General features: G+C 67.1%; 13 protein-coding genes and 1 tRNA gene. 9 read left to right on the forward strand and 5 right to left on the reverse strand.

What is annotated here, in order from left to right; all coding sequences use genetic code 11:
* Positions 1 to 137 precede the first annotated feature (137 nt).
* Positions 138 to 1871 (reverse strand): thiosulfohydrolase SoxB, encoded by a 1734-nt coding sequence (gene soxB / locus F788_RS0109760; protein WP_018869542.1) that lies wholly within the window; start codon positions 1869 to 1871, stop codon positions 138 to 140.
* A gap of 439 nt (positions 1872 to 2310) precedes the next feature.
* Here soxB and F788_RS0109765 point away from each other — a divergent pair.
* Both F788_RS0109765 and F788_RS0109770 read left to right on the forward strand, forming a co-directional pair.
* A tRNA-Ser gene (locus F788_RS0109765) sits at positions 2311 to 2401 on the forward strand.
* Between the two features lie 315 nt (positions 2402 to 2716).
* Complete coding sequence (locus F788_RS0109770) at positions 2717 to 4624, forward strand: nucleoside-diphosphate sugar epimerase/dehydratase (RefSeq protein ID WP_019590034.1); 1908 nt, start codon at positions 2717 to 2719, stop codon at positions 4622 to 4624.
* 13 nt (positions 4625 to 4637) lie between these two features.
* On the opposite strand, the gene F788_RS0109775 is transcribed toward F788_RS0109770, so the two are convergent.
* From F788_RS0109775 to F788_RS0109785, 3 genes are read right to left on the reverse strand one after another with little or no spacing between them, the layout of a single operon-like run.
* Complete coding sequence (locus tag F788_RS0109775) at positions 4638 to 6866, reverse strand: polysaccharide biosynthesis tyrosine autokinase (RefSeq protein WP_019590035.1); 2229 nt, start codon at positions 6864 to 6866, stop codon at positions 4638 to 4640.
* A gap of 35 nt (positions 6867 to 6901) precedes the next feature.
* On the reverse strand, positions 6902 to 7342 hold the full coding sequence (locus tag F788_RS0109780) for a low molecular weight protein-tyrosine-phosphatase (RefSeq protein ID WP_019590036.1): 441 nt from the start codon (positions 7340 to 7342) through the stop codon (positions 6902 to 6904).
* 18 nt (positions 7343 to 7360) lie between these two features.
* Positions 7361 to 8491 carry a polysaccharide export protein gene (locus F788_RS0109785; protein ID WP_038036657.1) on the reverse strand — a complete coding sequence of 377 codons (1131 nt, stop codon included), beginning with the start codon at positions 8489 to 8491 and terminating at the stop codon, positions 7361 to 7363.
* A 202-nt stretch (positions 8492 to 8693) separates the two neighbouring features.
* On the opposite strand from F788_RS0109785, the gene F788_RS0109790 reads away from it, so the two are divergent.
* The 7 genes from F788_RS0109790 to phoR all read left to right on the forward strand — a co-directional run bounded on the left by F788_RS0109790 (position 8694) and on the right by phoR (position 15916).
* Positions 8694 to 10031, forward strand: a complete 1338-nt coding sequence (locus tag F788_RS0109790) for a TRZ/ATZ family hydrolase (protein WP_019590038.1) — start codon at positions 8694 to 8696, stop codon at positions 10029 to 10031.
* Between the two features lie 7 nt (positions 10032 to 10038).
* Positions 10039 to 10743, forward strand: coding sequence for a bifunctional 2-polyprenyl-6-hydroxyphenol methylase/3-demethylubiquinol 3-O-methyltransferase UbiG (gene ubiG / locus F788_RS0109795; protein ID WP_019590039.1), 705 nt, complete (start codon positions 10039 to 10041; stop codon positions 10741 to 10743).
* Positions 10740 to 11417 (forward strand): phosphoglycolate phosphatase, encoded by a 678-nt coding sequence (gene gph / locus F788_RS0109800; protein ID WP_019590040.1) that lies wholly within the window; start codon positions 10740 to 10742, stop codon positions 11415 to 11417. The genes ubiG and gph overlap by 4 nt, the downstream gene beginning before the upstream one ends.
* 135 nt (positions 11418 to 11552) lie before the next feature.
* Complete coding sequence (hpnC, locus tag F788_RS0109805) at positions 11553 to 12425, forward strand: squalene synthase HpnC (protein WP_019590041.1); 873 nt, start codon at positions 11553 to 11555, stop codon at positions 12423 to 12425.
* Between the two features lie 50 nt (positions 12426 to 12475).
* The gene (locus F788_RS0109810) at positions 12476 to 13807 is read left to right on the forward strand and encodes a DUF3422 family protein (RefSeq protein ID WP_019590042.1); all 1332 of its coding nucleotides are present in this window, start codon (positions 12476 to 12478) and stop codon (positions 13805 to 13807) included.
* A gap of 92 nt (positions 13808 to 13899) precedes the next feature.
* Complete coding sequence (phoB, locus tag F788_RS0109815) at positions 13900 to 14589, forward strand: phosphate regulon transcriptional regulator PhoB (RefSeq protein ID WP_018869552.1); 690 nt, start codon at positions 13900 to 13902, stop codon at positions 14587 to 14589.
* A gap of 13 nt (positions 14590 to 14602) precedes the next feature.
* On the forward strand, positions 14603 to 15916 hold the full coding sequence (gene phoR, locus F788_RS0109820; protein WP_019590043.1) for a phosphate regulon sensor histidine kinase PhoR: 1314 nt from the start codon (positions 14603 to 14605) through the stop codon (positions 15914 to 15916).
* Between the two features lie 2 nt (positions 15917 to 15918).
* On the opposite strand, the gene F788_RS0109825 is transcribed toward phoR, so the two are convergent.
* Positions 15919 to 16545 carry a YIP1 family protein gene (locus tag F788_RS0109825; RefSeq protein WP_018869554.1) on the reverse strand — a complete coding sequence of 209 codons (627 nt, stop codon included), beginning with the start codon at positions 16543 to 16545 and terminating at the stop codon, positions 15919 to 15921.
* Positions 16546 to 16696 lie beyond the last annotated feature (151 nt).

The following is a 16696-nucleotide window of genomic DNA, read 5'->3' on the forward strand; positions in this document are numbered from 1 at the left end:
AGAAACCACCCCGGGAGCCTTTCCGGGATCCCTCCTTCACTCGGGGCCTCTCGGGGGCAACAAAAAGGGCCGCCCCTCGCGGGACGGCCCTTCACGATCCGGCTCCGGATCACAAGGATCCGGAGCAACTGGCGGCCTTAGCGAGCCAGGCCGGGATCACCCTCCACGTTCTTCAGCTTCGGCAGGTAGGGCTCGCCCACGTTGACCGTATCCTGGTTGCGCAGCCAGTTACCCACCACTTCCCAGACCGGGGGCGTGTCATGCGGCTGATGCACGTCGGCCCAGCCTGCCACCACATAGCGCCGCTCCGGATCCATGGGTTCGCCATTGATCTCCATGTCGGTGATGCGCTCGCCCATCGGCTTGTGCGGGTCAATGGTGTAGCGGATACCGCCGGTGCGCACCATGTCGCCGCCTCGATGACGATACGGATCTTCGTTGAAGATCGAGTTGGCCACGTCTTCCATCGCGTGCTTGAGATCCGCGCCGGTCATCTCGTTGCGCGTGGTCTCGGAGTACGTCGTTGCGGTCTGGGTCATCAGCTCTTCGAAAGTAATCGGCTGGCCCGGCAGCACGCTCACGCCCCAGCGGAAACCCGGCGACAGCGCGACTTCGGCGTCCATCTCTTCCATCATCGCCTGGACGATGACCTCGTCGAAGGTACCGTTGAAGTTGCCGCGGCGGTAGAGGACGTCGTCGGTCACCGCCAGTTCTTCCCGCAGCTGGTCCTCGAACGGCTTGCGCACCTCTTCGATGTGCGCCTCCATCTCCGGATCCGCGTCCAGCATGTTGGCGAACACCGGCAGCATCTTGAAGCGGTAGTCCTTGATGCCGCTGTCGTTCACATCCAGGTCCAGCACACCCAGGAACTTGCCGTTGGAACCGGCGTTGGTCACCAGCGTGCGCTCGCCCGCGGCGTTCTCGATCTCCAGCGCACCCGGGATCGCGTCGTGAGTGTGGCCGCCCATGATCACGTCGACGTCACGCAGCCGGCGGGCCATTTCGATGTCCGTCACCATGCCGTTGTGCGACAGGATCGCCACGACCTTCGCGCCCTTCTGACGCACCTCGTCGATCATCTGCTGCATCTTGTCGTCACGGATGCCGAACGACCATTCCGGGAACATGTAATCCGGATTGGCCACCGAGGTATACGGGAAGGCCTGCCCGATCACGGCCACCGGGACGCCGTTCATCTCGCGGATGGTGTAGGGCTCGAAGATCCGGTCACCCCAGTCGCGATCCTCGACGTTCTGCGCGACGAAGTCGATGCCGTTGGGCTTGAAGTCGTTCTCGATGACTTCCTTGACGCGCTCGTCACCGAAGGTGAACTCCCAGTGACCGGTCATCACGTCCACGCCCAGCAGCTTCTGCGCGTCGACCATGTCCTGCCCGCCAGTCCACAGCGAGGTCGCCGAACCCTGCCAGGTGTCGCCACCGTCCAGCAGGAGGGAGTTCGGCCGGTCCGCACGCAGGCGCTTCACCAGCGTCGACAGATGCGAGAAGCCGCCGACCCGACCGTATTTCTCGGCCGCCTCGGCGAAATCGAGGAAGGTCAGCGCATGGGCCTCGGGTGTGCCCTTTTCGACCCCGAAGTGGTCAAGCAGCGCCTCGCCGGCCAGCACCGGCGGCTTGCCCTGCATGTCCCCCACGCCAATGTTCACGTCCGGCTCACGGAAATAGACCGGGCGCAGCTGCGCGTGGCAGTCGGTGTAGTGCAGCAGAGACACGTTCCCGAACGGAGAAATGTCGTAGAAATCCGACGGCGCGCGCTGCCAGTCGATGCTCTCGCCCGCCCAGGCATTGGTGGCGAGGCCGGCCGCGCTGGCGGCCACCATGACTTCGAGGAATTCCCTCCGCGTGAGGTTCATATACCACTCCTGAGTGTTAGGACCTGAATGAAGAAAGCCGTCTGCCGGATCGCGCCGACAGACGCCCTGGTGAACCAAAAGACGTCGGCCCGACATCCGTTATTCCGTCCGGACACCGACCATAGCTACAGCGTGACGCGGAACGCCGCCTGCGTCGCAAAACGCCCACACAGGAAGGGGACACAAAAAAGGCCCCTTCGTCCTGAAGGGGCCAACACGCGACATACACCACTCAACGGTGCCCGGCCCGGGGCAGAGACCCTGCCGGCGACCACCACCGCAGAAAGCGGACAGCTCAAGTGTAGCGTCCACACATGGCGAGTTCGTGATGCAGATCAACGAGTAATGCCGGCACACTCCGGCGGGGGCCTCCCTTCGGGAGCGCGCGGTTTCGTCGATTGCACAAGGCGCCGATGTCGTTTAACCTTTCGCAGCTTACGGAGAGGTGGCCGAGCGGTCGAAGGCGCACGCCTGGAAAGTGTGTATACGGTAACCCCGTATCGAGGGTTCGAATCCCTCCCTCTCCGCCAGATTCTTGAACCAGGGGCAACCGGGCCCCTGGTTCCATGTAAATCCCGGTCGGACGAGGGATTTCGAACCCGAGGAATCGAGCAAACCGGGTTCGACGGGTGCCGCACCGCGGCACCCGAACATCGCCGCAGGCGATGGCCCGGAGGGCGAGCCACAGCGTGGCGAGTAATCCCTCCCTCTCCGCCAGATTTCAGGGGGTATTCCGGCGCCCGCAGAGGGGGCAACGCCGGAATTCGGCAAAAAAGGGCCCTCGCGGCCCTTTTTTTACATCGGCTCCGCGTAAGGCGCGCACCCCGCGCCGGGACCAGGGAAGAATGGGCAACCCCAAGGATCAACCGGGCGACCACCGCACCCGCTGGCTGGGCTCCCTCGTCAACCTGCCGCGCCGAACCAAGCGCTGGCTGATGGTCGCGGCCGATGTGGTCATGCTCCCGCTCGCCCTGTGGACGGCCTTCGCCCTCCGGCTGGCCGAACCCCTGCCCGAAGCCCTGATCAATGCCTGGTGGCTGTTTCCCCTGCTGCCGGTGGTCGGTGTGTTCATCTTCGCCCGGCTGGGCCTCTACCGTGCCGTGGTTCGTTTCATGGGCACCCGCGCGGTATGGTCCGTGGCCACCGGGGTCGTCCTGCTCGCCGGATTCCTCTGGGCGGCTGCGGCGATTGGGCGGCTGGACGACTTCCCTCGCCTGGTCCCGGTGGCCTTCGCCCTCCTGGCCTTCATCTACGTGGGCGGCAGCCGTTTTCTCGTGCGCAGCTGGTACCAGAACGTGAACGAACTGCGCCGCCACGCGGAACCCGTACTGGTCTATGGCGCCGGTGCCGCCGGGATGCAGCTCGCGGCCGGCCTCGGTACCACCGGGCAGTTCCGCATCGTCGCCTTCATCGACGACAACCCGGCCCTGCAGGGGCAGGCGATCAACGGCGTTCGGGTCCACCCCCCGCGGCTGATCGGCACGCTGATGCACCAGTACGGCATCCGGCGCATCCTGCTGGCCGTTCCTTCGGCCTCGCGCTCGGCGCGCAAGGCCATCCTGGAGCGCCTGGAACCCTATCCCCTGCACGTGCAGTCGGTACCCTCCATGGAGGCCGTCGTCTCCGGCCAGGCCCGCCTGGACCAGCTCGAAGATATCGACGTGGCGGATCTCCTGGGACGCGACCCGGTGCCGCCTCAGCCGGACCTGCTGCAATGCAGCATTGTGGATCGCCGCGTAATGGTCACCGGTGCCGGCGGCTCCATCGGCTCGGAGCTGTGCCGGCGCATCCTCCGCCAGGGACCGGCCGAACTCGTCCTGTTCGAACGCAACGAATTCGCGCTCTACCGTATCGAACAGGAAATGCAGGCCCTGCGCGACGAGCTCGGCGTGGACTGCCCGATCCACGCCGTTCTGGGGTCGGTCACCCTGCCCCGGCGGGTGGAATCCGTCCTCGCCCGCCACCGAATCCAGACCCTTTACCATGCGGCCGCCTACAAGCACGTACCCATCGTCGAGGAGAATGCCGTCGAGGGAGTGCGCAACAATGTCCTCGGAACGCGGGTGCTGGCCGACGCCGCGATAGCGGCCGGCGTGGAACGATTCATCCTCATCAGTACCGACAAGGCCGTGCGCCCCACCAACGTCATGGGCGCGAGCAAGCGGCTGGCGGAAATGATCCTGCAGGACCGGGCAGCCGGCACCCCGGCTACCGTGTTTTCCATGGTGCGCTTTGGCAACGTCCTCGGATCATCTGGTTCCGTCGTGCCCCTGTTCCATCGCCAGATCCGGGAGGGCGGCCCCGTCACGGTGACCCACCCCGAGATCACGCGCTACTTCATGTCCATCCCGGAGGCCGCCGAGCTGGTGATCCAGGCCGGCACCATGGCCGGCGGCGGTGAGGTCTTTGTTCTGGACATGGGCGAGCCCGTACGAATCCAGGATCTCGCCCGACGCATGATCCGCCTGCACGGCCGCCAGGTCCGGGACGACAACGGCGACCCGCCCGACGGCGTGGCGATCCAGTTCACCGGGCTGCGCCCGGGCGAAAAGCTCTACGAAGAACTGCTCATTGGCGACAACGTGGAGAGCACGCGACACCCCCGCATCATGCAGGCCCGCGAAGACCGGGCACTCGCCGATGCCCTGAACGAGGCGCTGGAGGCTCTGGAACGCGCCGACCAGGCGATGGATGCCGCGGCGACCCGCGCACGTCTGCGGGAGATCGTTCCCGAATACCGTCCCGCCGGGTGAACCGGGAGTTCCGCTACTTGTACGAGTAGTGGTAGTAACCGTAGCCGTAACTGGCAGTGGCGGTGGCTTCCATGGAGTTCAGGATCGCGCCCCGCGTTTCCACCCCCGCACTCTCCAGACGACGCCGGGCCGCCTCGATCTCGCGCGGCGGATTGAGCTGGAAACGCACCACCATGAGGGTGGTCGAGCAGTGGCGCGCCACCACGGAGGCATCCGTCACCGCGAGGATCGGCGGCGTATCGATCAGCACCAGGTCGTACTGCTCGCTCGCCTGGTCGAGGAACCGGGTAAAACGCTCGTTCATCAGCAGCTCGGCGGGATTCGGGGGCGCCGACCCCCGGGCCATGTAGTCCAGGCCCTCGATATCGGTCTGACGGATGGCTTCTCCCGGCGTCAGCTTCTCCGACAACAGATCGGACAGCCCGCCCGCGCTGGCCTCGCCGAATGCATGGTGGACGTGTCCCTTGCGCATGTCGGCGTCGACCACCAGGACCTTCTGGCCCGCCTGGGCACACACCGCCGCCAGGTTCACCGAGATGAAACTCTTGCCAACACCCGGGCTGGGACCCGTGATCACCAGCCGATTGTCCGCCGCCTCGAGCATCGCGAAATGCAGGCTGCTGCGCAGACCACGCAGCGCCTCAATGGCCCCGTCCGTCGGGGAATACGAGGCCAGCACCCCCGTTACGACCCCTTCTTCCCCGGTGGCCCCGCGTCGACGCCCGCTTTTCAGATCACGCCGCCGCCGCAGCCGCTTGACGAGTTTCTGCTGCACGTCCGACAGCGGTACGGTCGCATAGACCGGTAGATCCAGTTCCTCGATCTGCTCCTGTGATTCAACGCCCCGGTTGAGCATCCCGCGCAGCAGCACCAGCGCCACCGAAAGCATGCCGCCGAGGACCGTGGCCAGCGCCACGATCAGCCCGCGCTGTGGCTCCACCGGTGACGGCAGAACTGCGGCATCGTCCAGGATGCGGACATTCCCCACCGTGCTGGCTCGCGTGATGTCCATCTCCTGCATGCGGTTGAGCAGCTGGACATAGACTTCCTGGTTCACTTCGACATCGCGTTGCAGGCGGAGTACTTGCTGCTGGGTCTCCGGCAGGCCCCCGATCTCCTGCTGCAGCTCCCGACGTTCGTTCTCCAGTTGCTCGCGCTTTTCCAGCAGGGTGACGTAGGTCGGATGGTTCTGCGTGTACCGACGGGAGATCTCCGCCTCCTCGAATTCCAGCTCGGTGATCTGGCGCTCCAGGTCCACCAGCCGGTCGAGGACCGCCTGCGTCTCCATCGACATGTCGACGCTTTCCTGCTCCACCTGATACTCGTTCAGGGCGTCTTCCGCTTCCCGCAGCCGTGCCCGTACCTGGGGCACCTGCTCTTCCAGGAACTCCAGGCTCTGTTCCGCCTCCGCGGCCTGACGTTCGACGTTCTGTCGGCGATAGATGTCACTGATCGCGTTCAGGGCGCCGCGAGCCTGTTCCGAATCGGTGTGGGTGAACGTCAGGCTGAAGACGCCACTCTCATTGCCCTGTTCCGTGGCCTGGAAACGGTTGCGCAGATCGCGTATCGCGGCCAGCCGAGCGCGGCGCTGGAGTTCGAAGCGGGCCCCGGCCCCGGCCGAGATGTCCTCCACAAACAGGATGACCTGCCCGTCGAGGAAGCTCGCCTCCTCCCCGGTTCGGCCTTCTCCCAGGACCCGATCGTCGTGGGCCAGGCGGAACCGATCCTCGCCGGTGACCTGCAGTGTCAGGGTTTCCCCCTCCATCGCGGGCGTGACCCGCAGGTCGCCCACCGTCAGCGATTCTCCGGACCACGCATAGCGCTCGGCGACTCCGCCCAACATGGCGGCCCGGCTCCGGTCCCAGTCCTGGCGGACCAGAAAATCTCCGATCACCGGCAGGCGCACCGGACGCACGATCAGGTCCAGGCGCTCGCGATCCACCGCCTGACCCAGCACCATGCGCGAACGCAGGATCTCCAGCTCCGCCGACGCACGCGGCTCGCGCCCCAGCATCTCGCGCATGTCGTTCAGTGGCGCACTGACACCGCCGGTATCCTCCACCTGGACCAGCGCATCCGCCTGGTAAACCGGCGTCGAGAGGGTCGCATACGCCCCACCGCCCAGCATGAACAGGAACGTAATGCCGACGATCCACCACTTGTGATCGAGCAGCAGTCCGAACAGCCGGCCAAGGTCGATCTCGTCATCCGCCGGCGGCGGGGAAGCGGGGGTCTGCGTCATCGGTTACCTGTTCCTGTCGTGGCGCGGCCGGGAGATCAGCCCAGTCGCTCCGCCCAGCTCTGTGCGGCTTCGGTCAGCAGCGCGTGCACTTCCCGAAATGCCTCGTCGCTCTTGCCATAGGGATCGGGGATATCGCGCCCGTGGCCGTCATCCAGCCAGTGACCGAAACGCATGGTCTTGCCCAGGGCACGGGGGTGGTTGCGGCCGATCGCCTGACGCTGCCCGTCACTCATCACCAGCACCAGATCGGATTGCTCGAGCATGCCGGTGGTCAGTTGCCGGGCCTGGTGACCGGACACGTCCAGGCCATCGGCCTCCGCCAGTGCCCGGGCCTGCGGCGCGACACCCTCGCCTACCAGCGCGCCGAGACCGGCCGAACCAATGTTGCGCTCCGGGGCATGCCGGCGCAGCATCGCCTCGGCCACCGGACTGCGACAGATGTTGCCCGTACATACCACCAGGATCCGTTCAAACATCCGTTCCACCCTGCCCGCTCAGAAGTCGTCGCGCAGCTCGCGCACGTCGCGCGTGGCCCGGGAGGCACGATAAACAGCGTTAACAGTCGGAAGCAACTGATTGATCACACGGTTCCAGCGCCCCAGGGGAGTCGTCGTCACATAGACGATATCCATGGGTTCGAGCTCGAACTCCGTCCCCAGCACCAGCGCCGTGGCATCCCGGGCATCCAGCTGGTAAACCGTCGCCAGCAGGTCACTGTCCGGCGGCGCCTGACGGACCACAAAGATGCCGCTGGCATCCGCCGTCGCCTCGTTGAAGCCACCGGAATCGGTAAGTGCGTCGGTCAGCGAGATCCGTCCGCGTCCCATCGGGATACTGCGCGGTTCGCCCACCTCGCCCAGCACATACGCCTTCTGGTCGGTCGTGTCCGGCACGTGCAGCACGTCGCCATCCCGGAGCACGCGGTTCTCGGACAGATCGCCCTCGCTCAGCATCGCGTACATCGACAGTGGCACTTCTTCACCATCGCGTGTCAGACGTACGTTGTGCCAGTTCGCCTCCTCGGTCAGGCCACCGGCATCATTGATCGCGTCCAGCACCGTCAGCGGAACGTTGGTCACCGGCTGGCGCCCCGGTTCACGCACCTCGCCGGTCACGTGCACCTGCTGCGAGCGGTAATCCGCCACCAGCACTTCTACCTGCGGATCATTGATGACCGCGGCGAGCTCTTCCGCAAGGATGTCCCGCACTTCGGCTACCGTTCGGCCCTCGACCTCCACGCGTCCGACGAACGGATAGAAGATGGTCCCGTCGGAATGCACCGTATTGCCGGATTCGGCCGCCGAGCGTTCCGAACCGGCCGGGATCGTCAGTTCGGGATGGTCATAAACGATGATGCTGAGCACGTCGCCGCGACCGATCCGGTAGTCGTACCGCGTGTCATCCGCCTCGAGCTCCTCGCGTGCCTGTTCCAGATCCGGCTGGACGGGATCCTCGGCCTCCTGACGAACCAGACCGCGGGTGATCGGCTTCACCTCCACCATGTCGTGCAGTGGTTCGCTCTCGGCGCGCTCCTGAATGAAACCACCCGGCGCGAACCCGCAGCCCGACAGGGCGACGGCGACCACGAGAGGCACCGCGGTTTTCCAGCTTCCTGCTGCGATCATTGGCAACTGCACCCGGGTTTGGCGATCTCTGAAGGCCGCAAGGATACAGCTCGGTGCGGGCATGTTCCACAGTTCCGGCCCCATCCTTTCCGGGTATCGGAGCGGTCCGTCGGCCGGGCCGCGAACGTGTACATTGGTCCGCGTTTGCTTACCATGCGCGGATTCCGAAACCCGATCTTCAAACCGTCACCTCGGAGTACCGATGTCCGAAGCAGCCACGCTGATCCTGAGCGCCTCCTGGGTGCTGCCCGTGGTTCCACGGGGGGCCGTCCTGGAAGACCATGCGGTAGTCATTCGCGACGGTGCCATCCTGACCGTCAAGCCACGCGAGCAGGCCCTCGCCGAGCATCCCGAGGCCCGCCACGAACATCGCGAGGGGCACGCCCTGATGCCGGGGCTGGTGAACGCCCACACCCACGCCGGGATGACTCTGTTGCGCGGCATCGGCAGCGACCAGCCGCTGATGGAGTGGCTGAAGCGCTACGTATGGCCGGTGGAAGGCCGGCTGCTTTCGCCGGAGTTCGTCTACGACGGCACCCGTCTGGCTGCCGCGGAGATGCTGCGCGGCGGCACCACCTGCTTCTCCGACATGTATCTGTTCGTGGGGGACGCGGCCGCCGCGGTGGATGCCAGCGGGATCCGCGGGGTGATGGGCCTGACGGTGTTCGATTTCCCCACCCCCTGGGCGCAGACCCCGGACGAATACTTCCAGCGCGGGCGCGAGGTCGTGGACACCTGGGGCGATCACTCCCGCATCCGCTTCACCGTCGCCCCCCACGCGCCCTACACCGTGGGCGACGAGAGCATGCAGCGGGTGGGCGAGCGCGCCCGCGAGCTGGGCGTGCCGGTGCACACCCACGTGCACGAGACCGCCGGCGAGGTGGAAGAGGCGGTGAGCAATGGCGGTGAACGCCCGCTGGCCCGCCTCGCTCGCCTGGGCCTGCTGGACCAGCCGTTCATGGCGGTGCACATGACCCAGGTCAGCGACGAAGACCTGGCCCTGCTGGAGAACCGGCCGGTGTCGATCACGCACTGTCCGGAATCCAACCTCAAGCTGGCGTCCGGCTTCTGCCCGGTGGCGCGCCTGGACGAGGCCGGGATCAACCTCGCGCTGGGCACCGACGGGACCGCCTCCAACAACGACCTCGACATGATCGGCGAGATGCGCACCGCGGCCCTGCTGGCCAAGGGCGTGAGCGGCGATGCGGCCGCGCTGCCGGCCGAGCGTGTGCTGGAGATGGCGACCCTGGGCAGCGCTCGCGCCCTGGGGCTGGACCACGAGATCGGCTCGCTGGAAGCGGGCAAGCGCGCCGATCTGATCAGCCTCGACCTGACCTCCCCGGAGCTGCAGCCCGAACACGATCCGCACGCACGCATCGTCTATGCCGCCACCCGCGAGGCCGTGCGCGACGTGTGGGTCGACGGCCGGGCGTTGCTCGCCGACCGCGAACTGCTTACGCTGGACCTTGAGGCCATCCACGCCAGCGCCGTTCGGTGGCAGGGCCGCGTGGCCGAGACCCTGCAAGCCTGCGAGAGCTGAACTGCCCATGACCCAGACGCACTCCAACGTCGATCCGGCCGAGATCCACAAATTCACGGATCGCGCGCACGAATGGTGGGACCCCAACGGGGCCTTCGCCACCCTCCACGCGATCAACCCCCTGCGCCTGGAATGGATCGACGGCCACGCCGACCTGGCCGGCAAGAAGGTGCTGGATGTCGGCTGTGGCGCCGGGATCCTGTCCGAAGCGATGGCCGTGCGCGGCGCCGAGGTCACCGGACTGGACGCCGGAGCCGAACACCTGGAAGTCGCGCGCGAGCACGCCCACGACAGCGGTGTTTCCGTGCGCTACCTGCACGTAACGGCCGAGGAGCACGCGGAAAAACACCCGGGCGAATACGACGTGGTGACCTGCCTGGAAATGCTGGAACACGTGCCGGACCCGGAGAACGTGATCGACGCCCTGTGCCGGCTGGTCCGGCCCGGCGGCTGGATCTTCCTCTCCACCATCAACCGCACGCCGCGCGCGTTTGCCGAGGCCATCGTGGGCGCCGAATACCTGATGCGCCTGCTGCCGGCCGGCACCCACGAGTACGGTCGTTTCATCCGGCCCTCGGAACTGGCCGCGCAGCTGCGCCGGCATCAGGTGGGGGTGGCCGATCTGACCGGGCTCACCTGGTCGCCGCTGTCCGGGCGCTACCGTCTGACTCCGAACACCGACGTCAACTACCTGATGGCCGCTCGCGCATGAGCCACGAACCGGGCGCGGTCCTGTTCGATCTGGACGGGACCCTCCTCGACACCGCACCCGACATGCACGCCGCGCTCAACCGGCTGCTGGCCGAGAACGACCGCGCGCCCCTGCCCTTCGATGCCGTGCGCAACCATGTATCACACGGCTCGCATGCCCTGGTCACCCTGGCCTTCCCCGACGCGCCGGAAGACCGGACCGAGGCCCTGAAGAAGCGCTATCTGGAGATCTATGCGCGCGACCTGTGCATCGCGACCGGGCTGTTCCCCGGCATGGATGTCCTGCTGAACGAGATCGAGGCGCGCGGCTGGCACTGGGGCGTGGTCACCAACAAGCCCGCGTGGCTGACCGAACCGCTGCTGGAGGCCCTGGGCCTCGCCCCGCGCATGAGCGCGATCGTCTGCGGCGACAGCCTCAATCGGCGCAAGCCGGACCCCGATCCCATGTGGCTGGCCGCCCGCCAGACCGGGCTCGAGCCCGCGCGCCACTGCTACTGGGGCGATGCCGAGCGCGACATCGCCGCCGGCCGTGCCGCCGGCATGAGCACTCTCATCGCCGCCTGGGGCTATATCGATGCCGGTCAGGATCCCGATGGCTGGGGCGCCGACGGTGTCCTGCACCAGCCCGGCGACTTCTGGGGCTGGCGCGAGACGTTCACCCGCGCAGCCGGCTGAGTCACGGGCCCCGCCTTGCAGGAGCCGAGCCCCTCGACGATCGCCCGCCGCCCGTCCGATCGGCCGGAGGGCCGGCCTCCCACACAGGACAAAACCGGCATAATGGGTGCACCAAGACCCCCGACTGGAGCTGACATGGCCCGCCCCGACATCGCCGCTGCCTATCGGCATTGCCGCCAGCGTGCCCGGTCGCACTACGAGAACTTTCCCGTCGCCTCGCGCCTGCTGCCACGCAAGCTGCGCGACCCGGTGGCCGCGATCTACTGCTATGCGCGCGACGCCGACGACCTCGCCGACGAGGATTCGCGCCCGGTCGAGGCCCGCCGCGCCGATCTGCAGGCGATGCAGGAGCACGTCCGCGCGCTGGACGACCCGGCCGCGGAGAGCACCCCCGAATGGATCGCGCTCGCGGATGCGAAGAAGCGCTTCGACCTGCCCGTTGAACCCTTCGTCGACCTCGCGGACGCGTTCATCCAGGACCTGGAAAAGACCCGCTATGCGGACATCGGCGAGGTCATGGAATACTGCCGGCGTTCGGCCAACCCCGTCGGCCGGCTGATCCTGCACCTGCAGGGCGACCCCGACGACGCCATGCTGGGCCAGTCAGATGCCATCTGCACCGCGCTCCAGCTGATCAACTTCTATCAGGACCTGCACCAGGACATCCGCGAGAACGACCGCATCTATCTCCCGCAGGACGAGATGGCCCGCTACGGCGTGACCGAGGTGATGCTGCGCGAGCGGCTCAACACCCTGCCCCTGCAGAACCTGATGCAGTTCCAGTACGCCCGCGCCGACCGCCTGCTGCGCGCCGGCGCCCCCCTGGGCGGAACCCTGCGCGGGCGGCTCGGTCTCGAGATCCGTGCCATCGTCAATGGCGGCGCGCGCGTGCTCTGGCGCCTGCGCCAGGAGAACGATGCCTTCGCCCGCCCCCGCCTGGGCGCGCGCGATATGGCGGTGGTCCTGTGGCACAGTCTGCGGCCGCGCCGACGGGGACGCGGTAGCTGAACGTCCACCCCGACCCGATCCCGACTCCGAACCATCACCCGGCTACTGACATGCAAACCAACCCGCTGCTGCCCGGCAACCACCCCCTGCGCGAGTCCATCCAGGAAGAGGTCCATACCCGTTTTTACGAACCGCTGGAGCCGCCGGCGCGGGTGTCCTGGCTGACCCTGCTGAGCCCGCGCGAAGCCATCGACCGGGAACGCGAATGTGTGGCCGACCTGTGCCGGCGGTACGGAATCGAGCCCCCGCTGAACGGCGAGAACTTCGTGGCCGTGGACCTGGACGAGTTCCGCCTGCGCTGGGAACGCCACAACGAATTCTCCACCTGGGCGTTCTTCGTGGTGAACGAACCCCGCCAGGAACCGTTTACCCATCCCGCCATCCATCGGGTGCCCATCGACTGGCTGACCGGCCTGCCGGGAGAGACCATTGCCGCCATCCACCTGGAGCTGGAGCCGCGCGAGGCCCCGGTGCGCAGCATGCAGGACCTGGGCGAGCTGTTCGCGCCCTACTCGTTCGCCGGCAACGGCGTGTCCGGCGGCGACGGCCGGGTGTTCACCGATTTCCGGGTGCGCGAGGACGGCTTCGAGCGTTTCCTGGTCCGCGACGTGGACCTGTCACCCCGTCAGGCCGGGCGCCTGGTGCAGCGCGTGCTCGAGCTGGAGACCTATCGCCTCATGGCCCTGCTCGCCCTGCCGCTGGCCCGCGAGCTGATGCCCGAGCTCAACGAACTGGAGGGCCGCCTCAACGACATCAACGACGAGATGGCCGGCATCTCCGATCGCTTCGGCGGCACCGACCGCGAACAGCGGCTGCTGGCCGCGCTGTCCGATCTGGCCGCCGATGTCGAGCGCATGGGCAGCCACACGGCGACCCGCTTCCACGCCGCACGCGCCTATGCCTCCATGGTGGACAAGCGCGCCGAGGAACTGCGCCCGGTGCGTATCCCGGGTCTGCAGACCCTGTGCGAATACCTCGGCCGCCGTCTGGACCCGGCCATGCGCACCTGCCGCTCGCAGGACGAACGGCTCAACAACCTCGCGACCCGGATTCACCGGACCACCTCCATGCTGCGCACCCGGGTGGACGTCGCCGTGGAAAACCAGAACCGCGACCTGCTGCGCTCCATGAACCGGCGCGCCCATCTGCAGCTGCGCCTGCAGGAGACCGTCGAAGGACTGTCGGTGGTGGTGATCTCCTATTATCTGACCAGCCTGCTGGCCTATTTCCTGCGCGGGATGGACGAAGCCGGCACGCTCCCGATCCCGGTCAACATCGCCATCGGTGCCACCGTCCCGGTGGTGGTCGGCGGGGTGTGGTATGCCCTGCGCCGCATGCGCGCGCGCATCACCGCCACTCACGGCGAGGACGGGCGCCAATGACGGCGAGCAGGATTCCCGTCGCATGATGCCGTGTTCACACGTCTGTAACACGCCTGTTATGCAATGCGGTCATCACGCAACCGGAGGCCGACATGGCTGTTTCGATCCTGCTTGTGGAGGATGACCTCGCCATTCGCGAGATGCTCCGCCTGCCCCTCAACCGGGCCGGCTACGATCTGCGCGAGGCAGGCGACGTCCGCAGCGCGCGCACCGACCTGCTCCAGGACCCGCCCGATCTGGTCCTGCTGGACTGGATGCTGCCGGACATCAGCGGGCTCGACTGGGCCCGGGAACTCAAGGCCAGCCCCGTCACCAAGGACATTCCGGTGATCATGCTGACCGCGCGCGGCGAGGAGGAAGACCGCGTCCGCGGGCTGGACGTCGGCGCCGATGACTACATCGTCAAACCGTTTTCGCCGCGCGAGCTGGTGGCGCGGATCAAGGCCGTGCTCCGGCGCACCACGCCCACCAGCTCGGAGGAGCCGGTGGAGGTCCGCGGTCTGGCGCTCGATCCGGTCTCGCACCGGGTCAGCGGCAACGGGCAACCGGTCAGTCTGGGCCCCACCGAATACAATCTGCTGCATTTCTTCATGACCCACCCCGACCGGGTCTTCACCCGCGAGCAGCTGCTGGACAAGGTCTGGGGCACCAACGTCTACGTGGAGGAACGCACCGTGGATGTGCATATCCGTCGCCTGCGCAAGGCCCTGGCCGAAACCGGACACGACGACCTGGTGCAGACAGTGCGGGGCTCCGGTTACCGTTTCTCCGACCAGCCCTGACCGGACCCGCCCCTTGCAGCCCCCCTTCAACCCCTGGCCACGGGTTATTGCCCGCAACCTGCTCGCCGGCCTGATCATTCTCGGCACCGGGTGGGCCCTCGGCTACCCGTGGATCACCGCGACGGGCCTGCTGACCGCCGCGCTGGGCTGGAACCTCCTGCAGCTCTACCGCCTGGAAAACTGGGCCCGTCGCGGCGGCCGCAGCGAGCCCCCGGATGCCCGCGGCATATGGGGCGAGATCTTCACCAACCTGCACCAGCGCCGCCAGCGGCGACTGCGCCGGGTGGCCGGCCTGCGGCGCACGCTGGAACGCTACCGCGACTCGGCCAGCGCCCTTCCCGACGCGGTGGTGGTCCTCAACCCCGAGCACCGGATCGAATGGGCGAACCCCACCGCCGCGCGCCTGCTGGATCTGGAATGGCCGGCCGACGAGGGCCGCCGCATTACCCACCTGGTGCGCCATCCGGATTTCCTGCGTTTCATGGACCCCGCCAGTCCGCCGCAGGAGAGCCTCAACATGCCGTCGCCGCTGGATGCGAACCGGCGGCTGGAGATTCGTCTGGTGCCCTACGGCGAGCACCAGTACCTGCTGCTGGCGCGCGACACCACGCACCTGCACCGTCTGGAGGTGATGCGCCGGGATTTCATCGCCAACGTGTCCCATGAACTGCGCACCCCGCTGACCGTGCTCTACGGCGTGGCCGAAACCCTCGAGGACGAACTGGTCGACCAGCCGGAACTGATGGACTCGGTACGCCTGCTGCGCGAACAGTCGGAGCGCATGAAACTGCTGGTGGACGACCTGCTGATGCTCTCGCGCCTGGAGACCGGCTCGGAACAGGGCGAGCAGACCTGGTTCAACCCGACCAAGATGCTGCGCAGCCTGATCGACGAGGCCGAACTGCTGTCCGGCGACCGCGGCCACCACCTGGCACTGGATGCCGAGCCCGATCTGGAGATCCTCGGCACCGAGACCGAGTTGCGATCGGCCTTCGCCAACCTGCTGTTCAATGCGATCAAGTACACCCCGGCAGGCACCCGGGTCACCCTGAGCTGGTCCGCAACCGACGACGGCGGCGCCACTCTCGCCGTGGACGACAACGGTCCCGGCATCGCCAGCCACCATCTGGAGAGGCTGACCGAGCGTTTTTACCGCGTGGACGATGCCCGCAGCCAGGATCGCGGCGGCACCGGCCTGGGTCTGGCCATCGTCAAGCATGTGCTGCTGCGCCACCAGGGACAGCTGCAGATCGACAGCGAACTCGGCGTCGGCAGCCGCTTCAGTTGCCATTTCCCGCCGCATACGGTGCGGCGCTGCGAAAATTGAATTCAGATCAACCAGGTCGTGCCGAGACGCAGTTCCGGGGCGGCCCCGGGAATCAGGTCCATCAACGCCCAGCCAAAGACCAGCGTGATGAACGCCCCGGAGAACAGCGTGGCCGCCCACAGGCCGATCCGGTTGCCGCGTTTCAGTCCCAGCAGTTCACGCAGAGCCACATACAGCAGCGCAAGGCTGTACAGGATCAGGGCCAGCGCGAGGCCGTTGCCCCAGGGCCAGGGGAACGCCGCGACCACGTTGCCCAGCCATGCCGGGACCAGCCCCAGGGTCACGGCCATGGCGGCCCGCTCGGGACCCGCCGGCCCCTGGAACAGCTCCACCAGATAGTGAGCCGACAGGGTCAGCCCCGCGACCCCCACCGTCATGGCCAGCACGCTGTAGACGCCGAACCCCACCGGATCCGGAACGGACTCCGGGGGCAGCGCGGGTGGCATCAGCCCGTAAAGCCATTGACTGAGGATGACGCTGGTGAGCACCAGGGGCAGAGAGAAACGCAGGAACACGGCCTGCCACGAAGGCAGCGGACCGTGAGCGGCGAGCGAGCGCAGCACCGGTCCCGGACGAACCAGGACACGGGCGGCCAGGGGCCAGACGCGAAGGGGACGATCAGCTTTCATGGGTGCACTGTATGGAGCGCCGATGACAATCCCGTTACAGCCCCCTGTCATGCTTCTGTCACGTTGCCGTCACCAAACTGCAAGCATGGCTCCCGATAATCCGGCATCAAGGACCCACCGGTCCGACGCACCGTCAAGCAAGCACGAGGGA

This window comes from Thioalkalivibrio sp. ALE10 (assembly GCF_000381385.1).
GTDB lineage: Bacteria > Pseudomonadota > Gammaproteobacteria > Ectothiorhodospirales > Ectothiorhodospiraceae > Thioalkalivibrio.

Coding starts and splice junctions, on each gene's coding strand:
- soxB (WP_018869542.1), bottom strand. CDS start 1,871: ATGAACCTCACGCGGAGGGAATTCCTCGAAGTCATGGTGGCCGCCAGC.
- F788_RS0109770 (WP_019590034.1), top strand. CDS start 2,717: ATGGGCAACCCCAAGGATCAACCGGGCGACCACCGCACCCGCTGGCTG.
- F788_RS0109775 (WP_019590035.1), bottom strand. CDS start 6,866: ATGACGCAGACCCCCGCTTCCCCGCCGCCGGCGGATGACGAGATCGAC.
- F788_RS0109780 (WP_019590036.1), bottom strand. CDS start 7,342: ATGTTTGAACGGATCCTGGTGGTATGTACGGGCAACATCTGTCGCAGT.
- F788_RS0109785 (WP_038036657.1), bottom strand. CDS start 8,491: ATGATCGCAGCAGGAAGCTGGAAAACCGCGGTGCCTCTCGTGGTCGCC.
- F788_RS0109790 (WP_019590038.1), top strand. CDS start 8,694: ATGTCCGAAGCAGCCACGCTGATCCTGAGCGCCTCCTGGGTGCTGCCC.
- ubiG (WP_019590039.1), top strand. CDS start 10,039: ATGACCCAGACGCACTCCAACGTCGATCCGGCCGAGATCCACAAATTC.
- gph (WP_019590040.1), top strand. CDS start 10,740: ATGAGCCACGAACCGGGCGCGGTCCTGTTCGATCTGGACGGGACCCTC.
- hpnC (WP_019590041.1), top strand. CDS start 11,553: ATGGCCCGCCCCGACATCGCCGCTGCCTATCGGCATTGCCGCCAGCGT.
- F788_RS0109810 (WP_019590042.1), top strand. CDS start 12,476: ATGCAAACCAACCCGCTGCTGCCCGGCAACCACCCCCTGCGCGAGTCC.
- phoB (WP_018869552.1), top strand. CDS start 13,900: ATGGCTGTTTCGATCCTGCTTGTGGAGGATGACCTCGCCATTCGCGAG.
- F788_RS0109825 (WP_018869554.1), bottom strand. CDS start 16,545: ATGAAAGCTGATCGTCCCCTTCGCGTCTGGCCCCTGGCCGCCCGTGTC.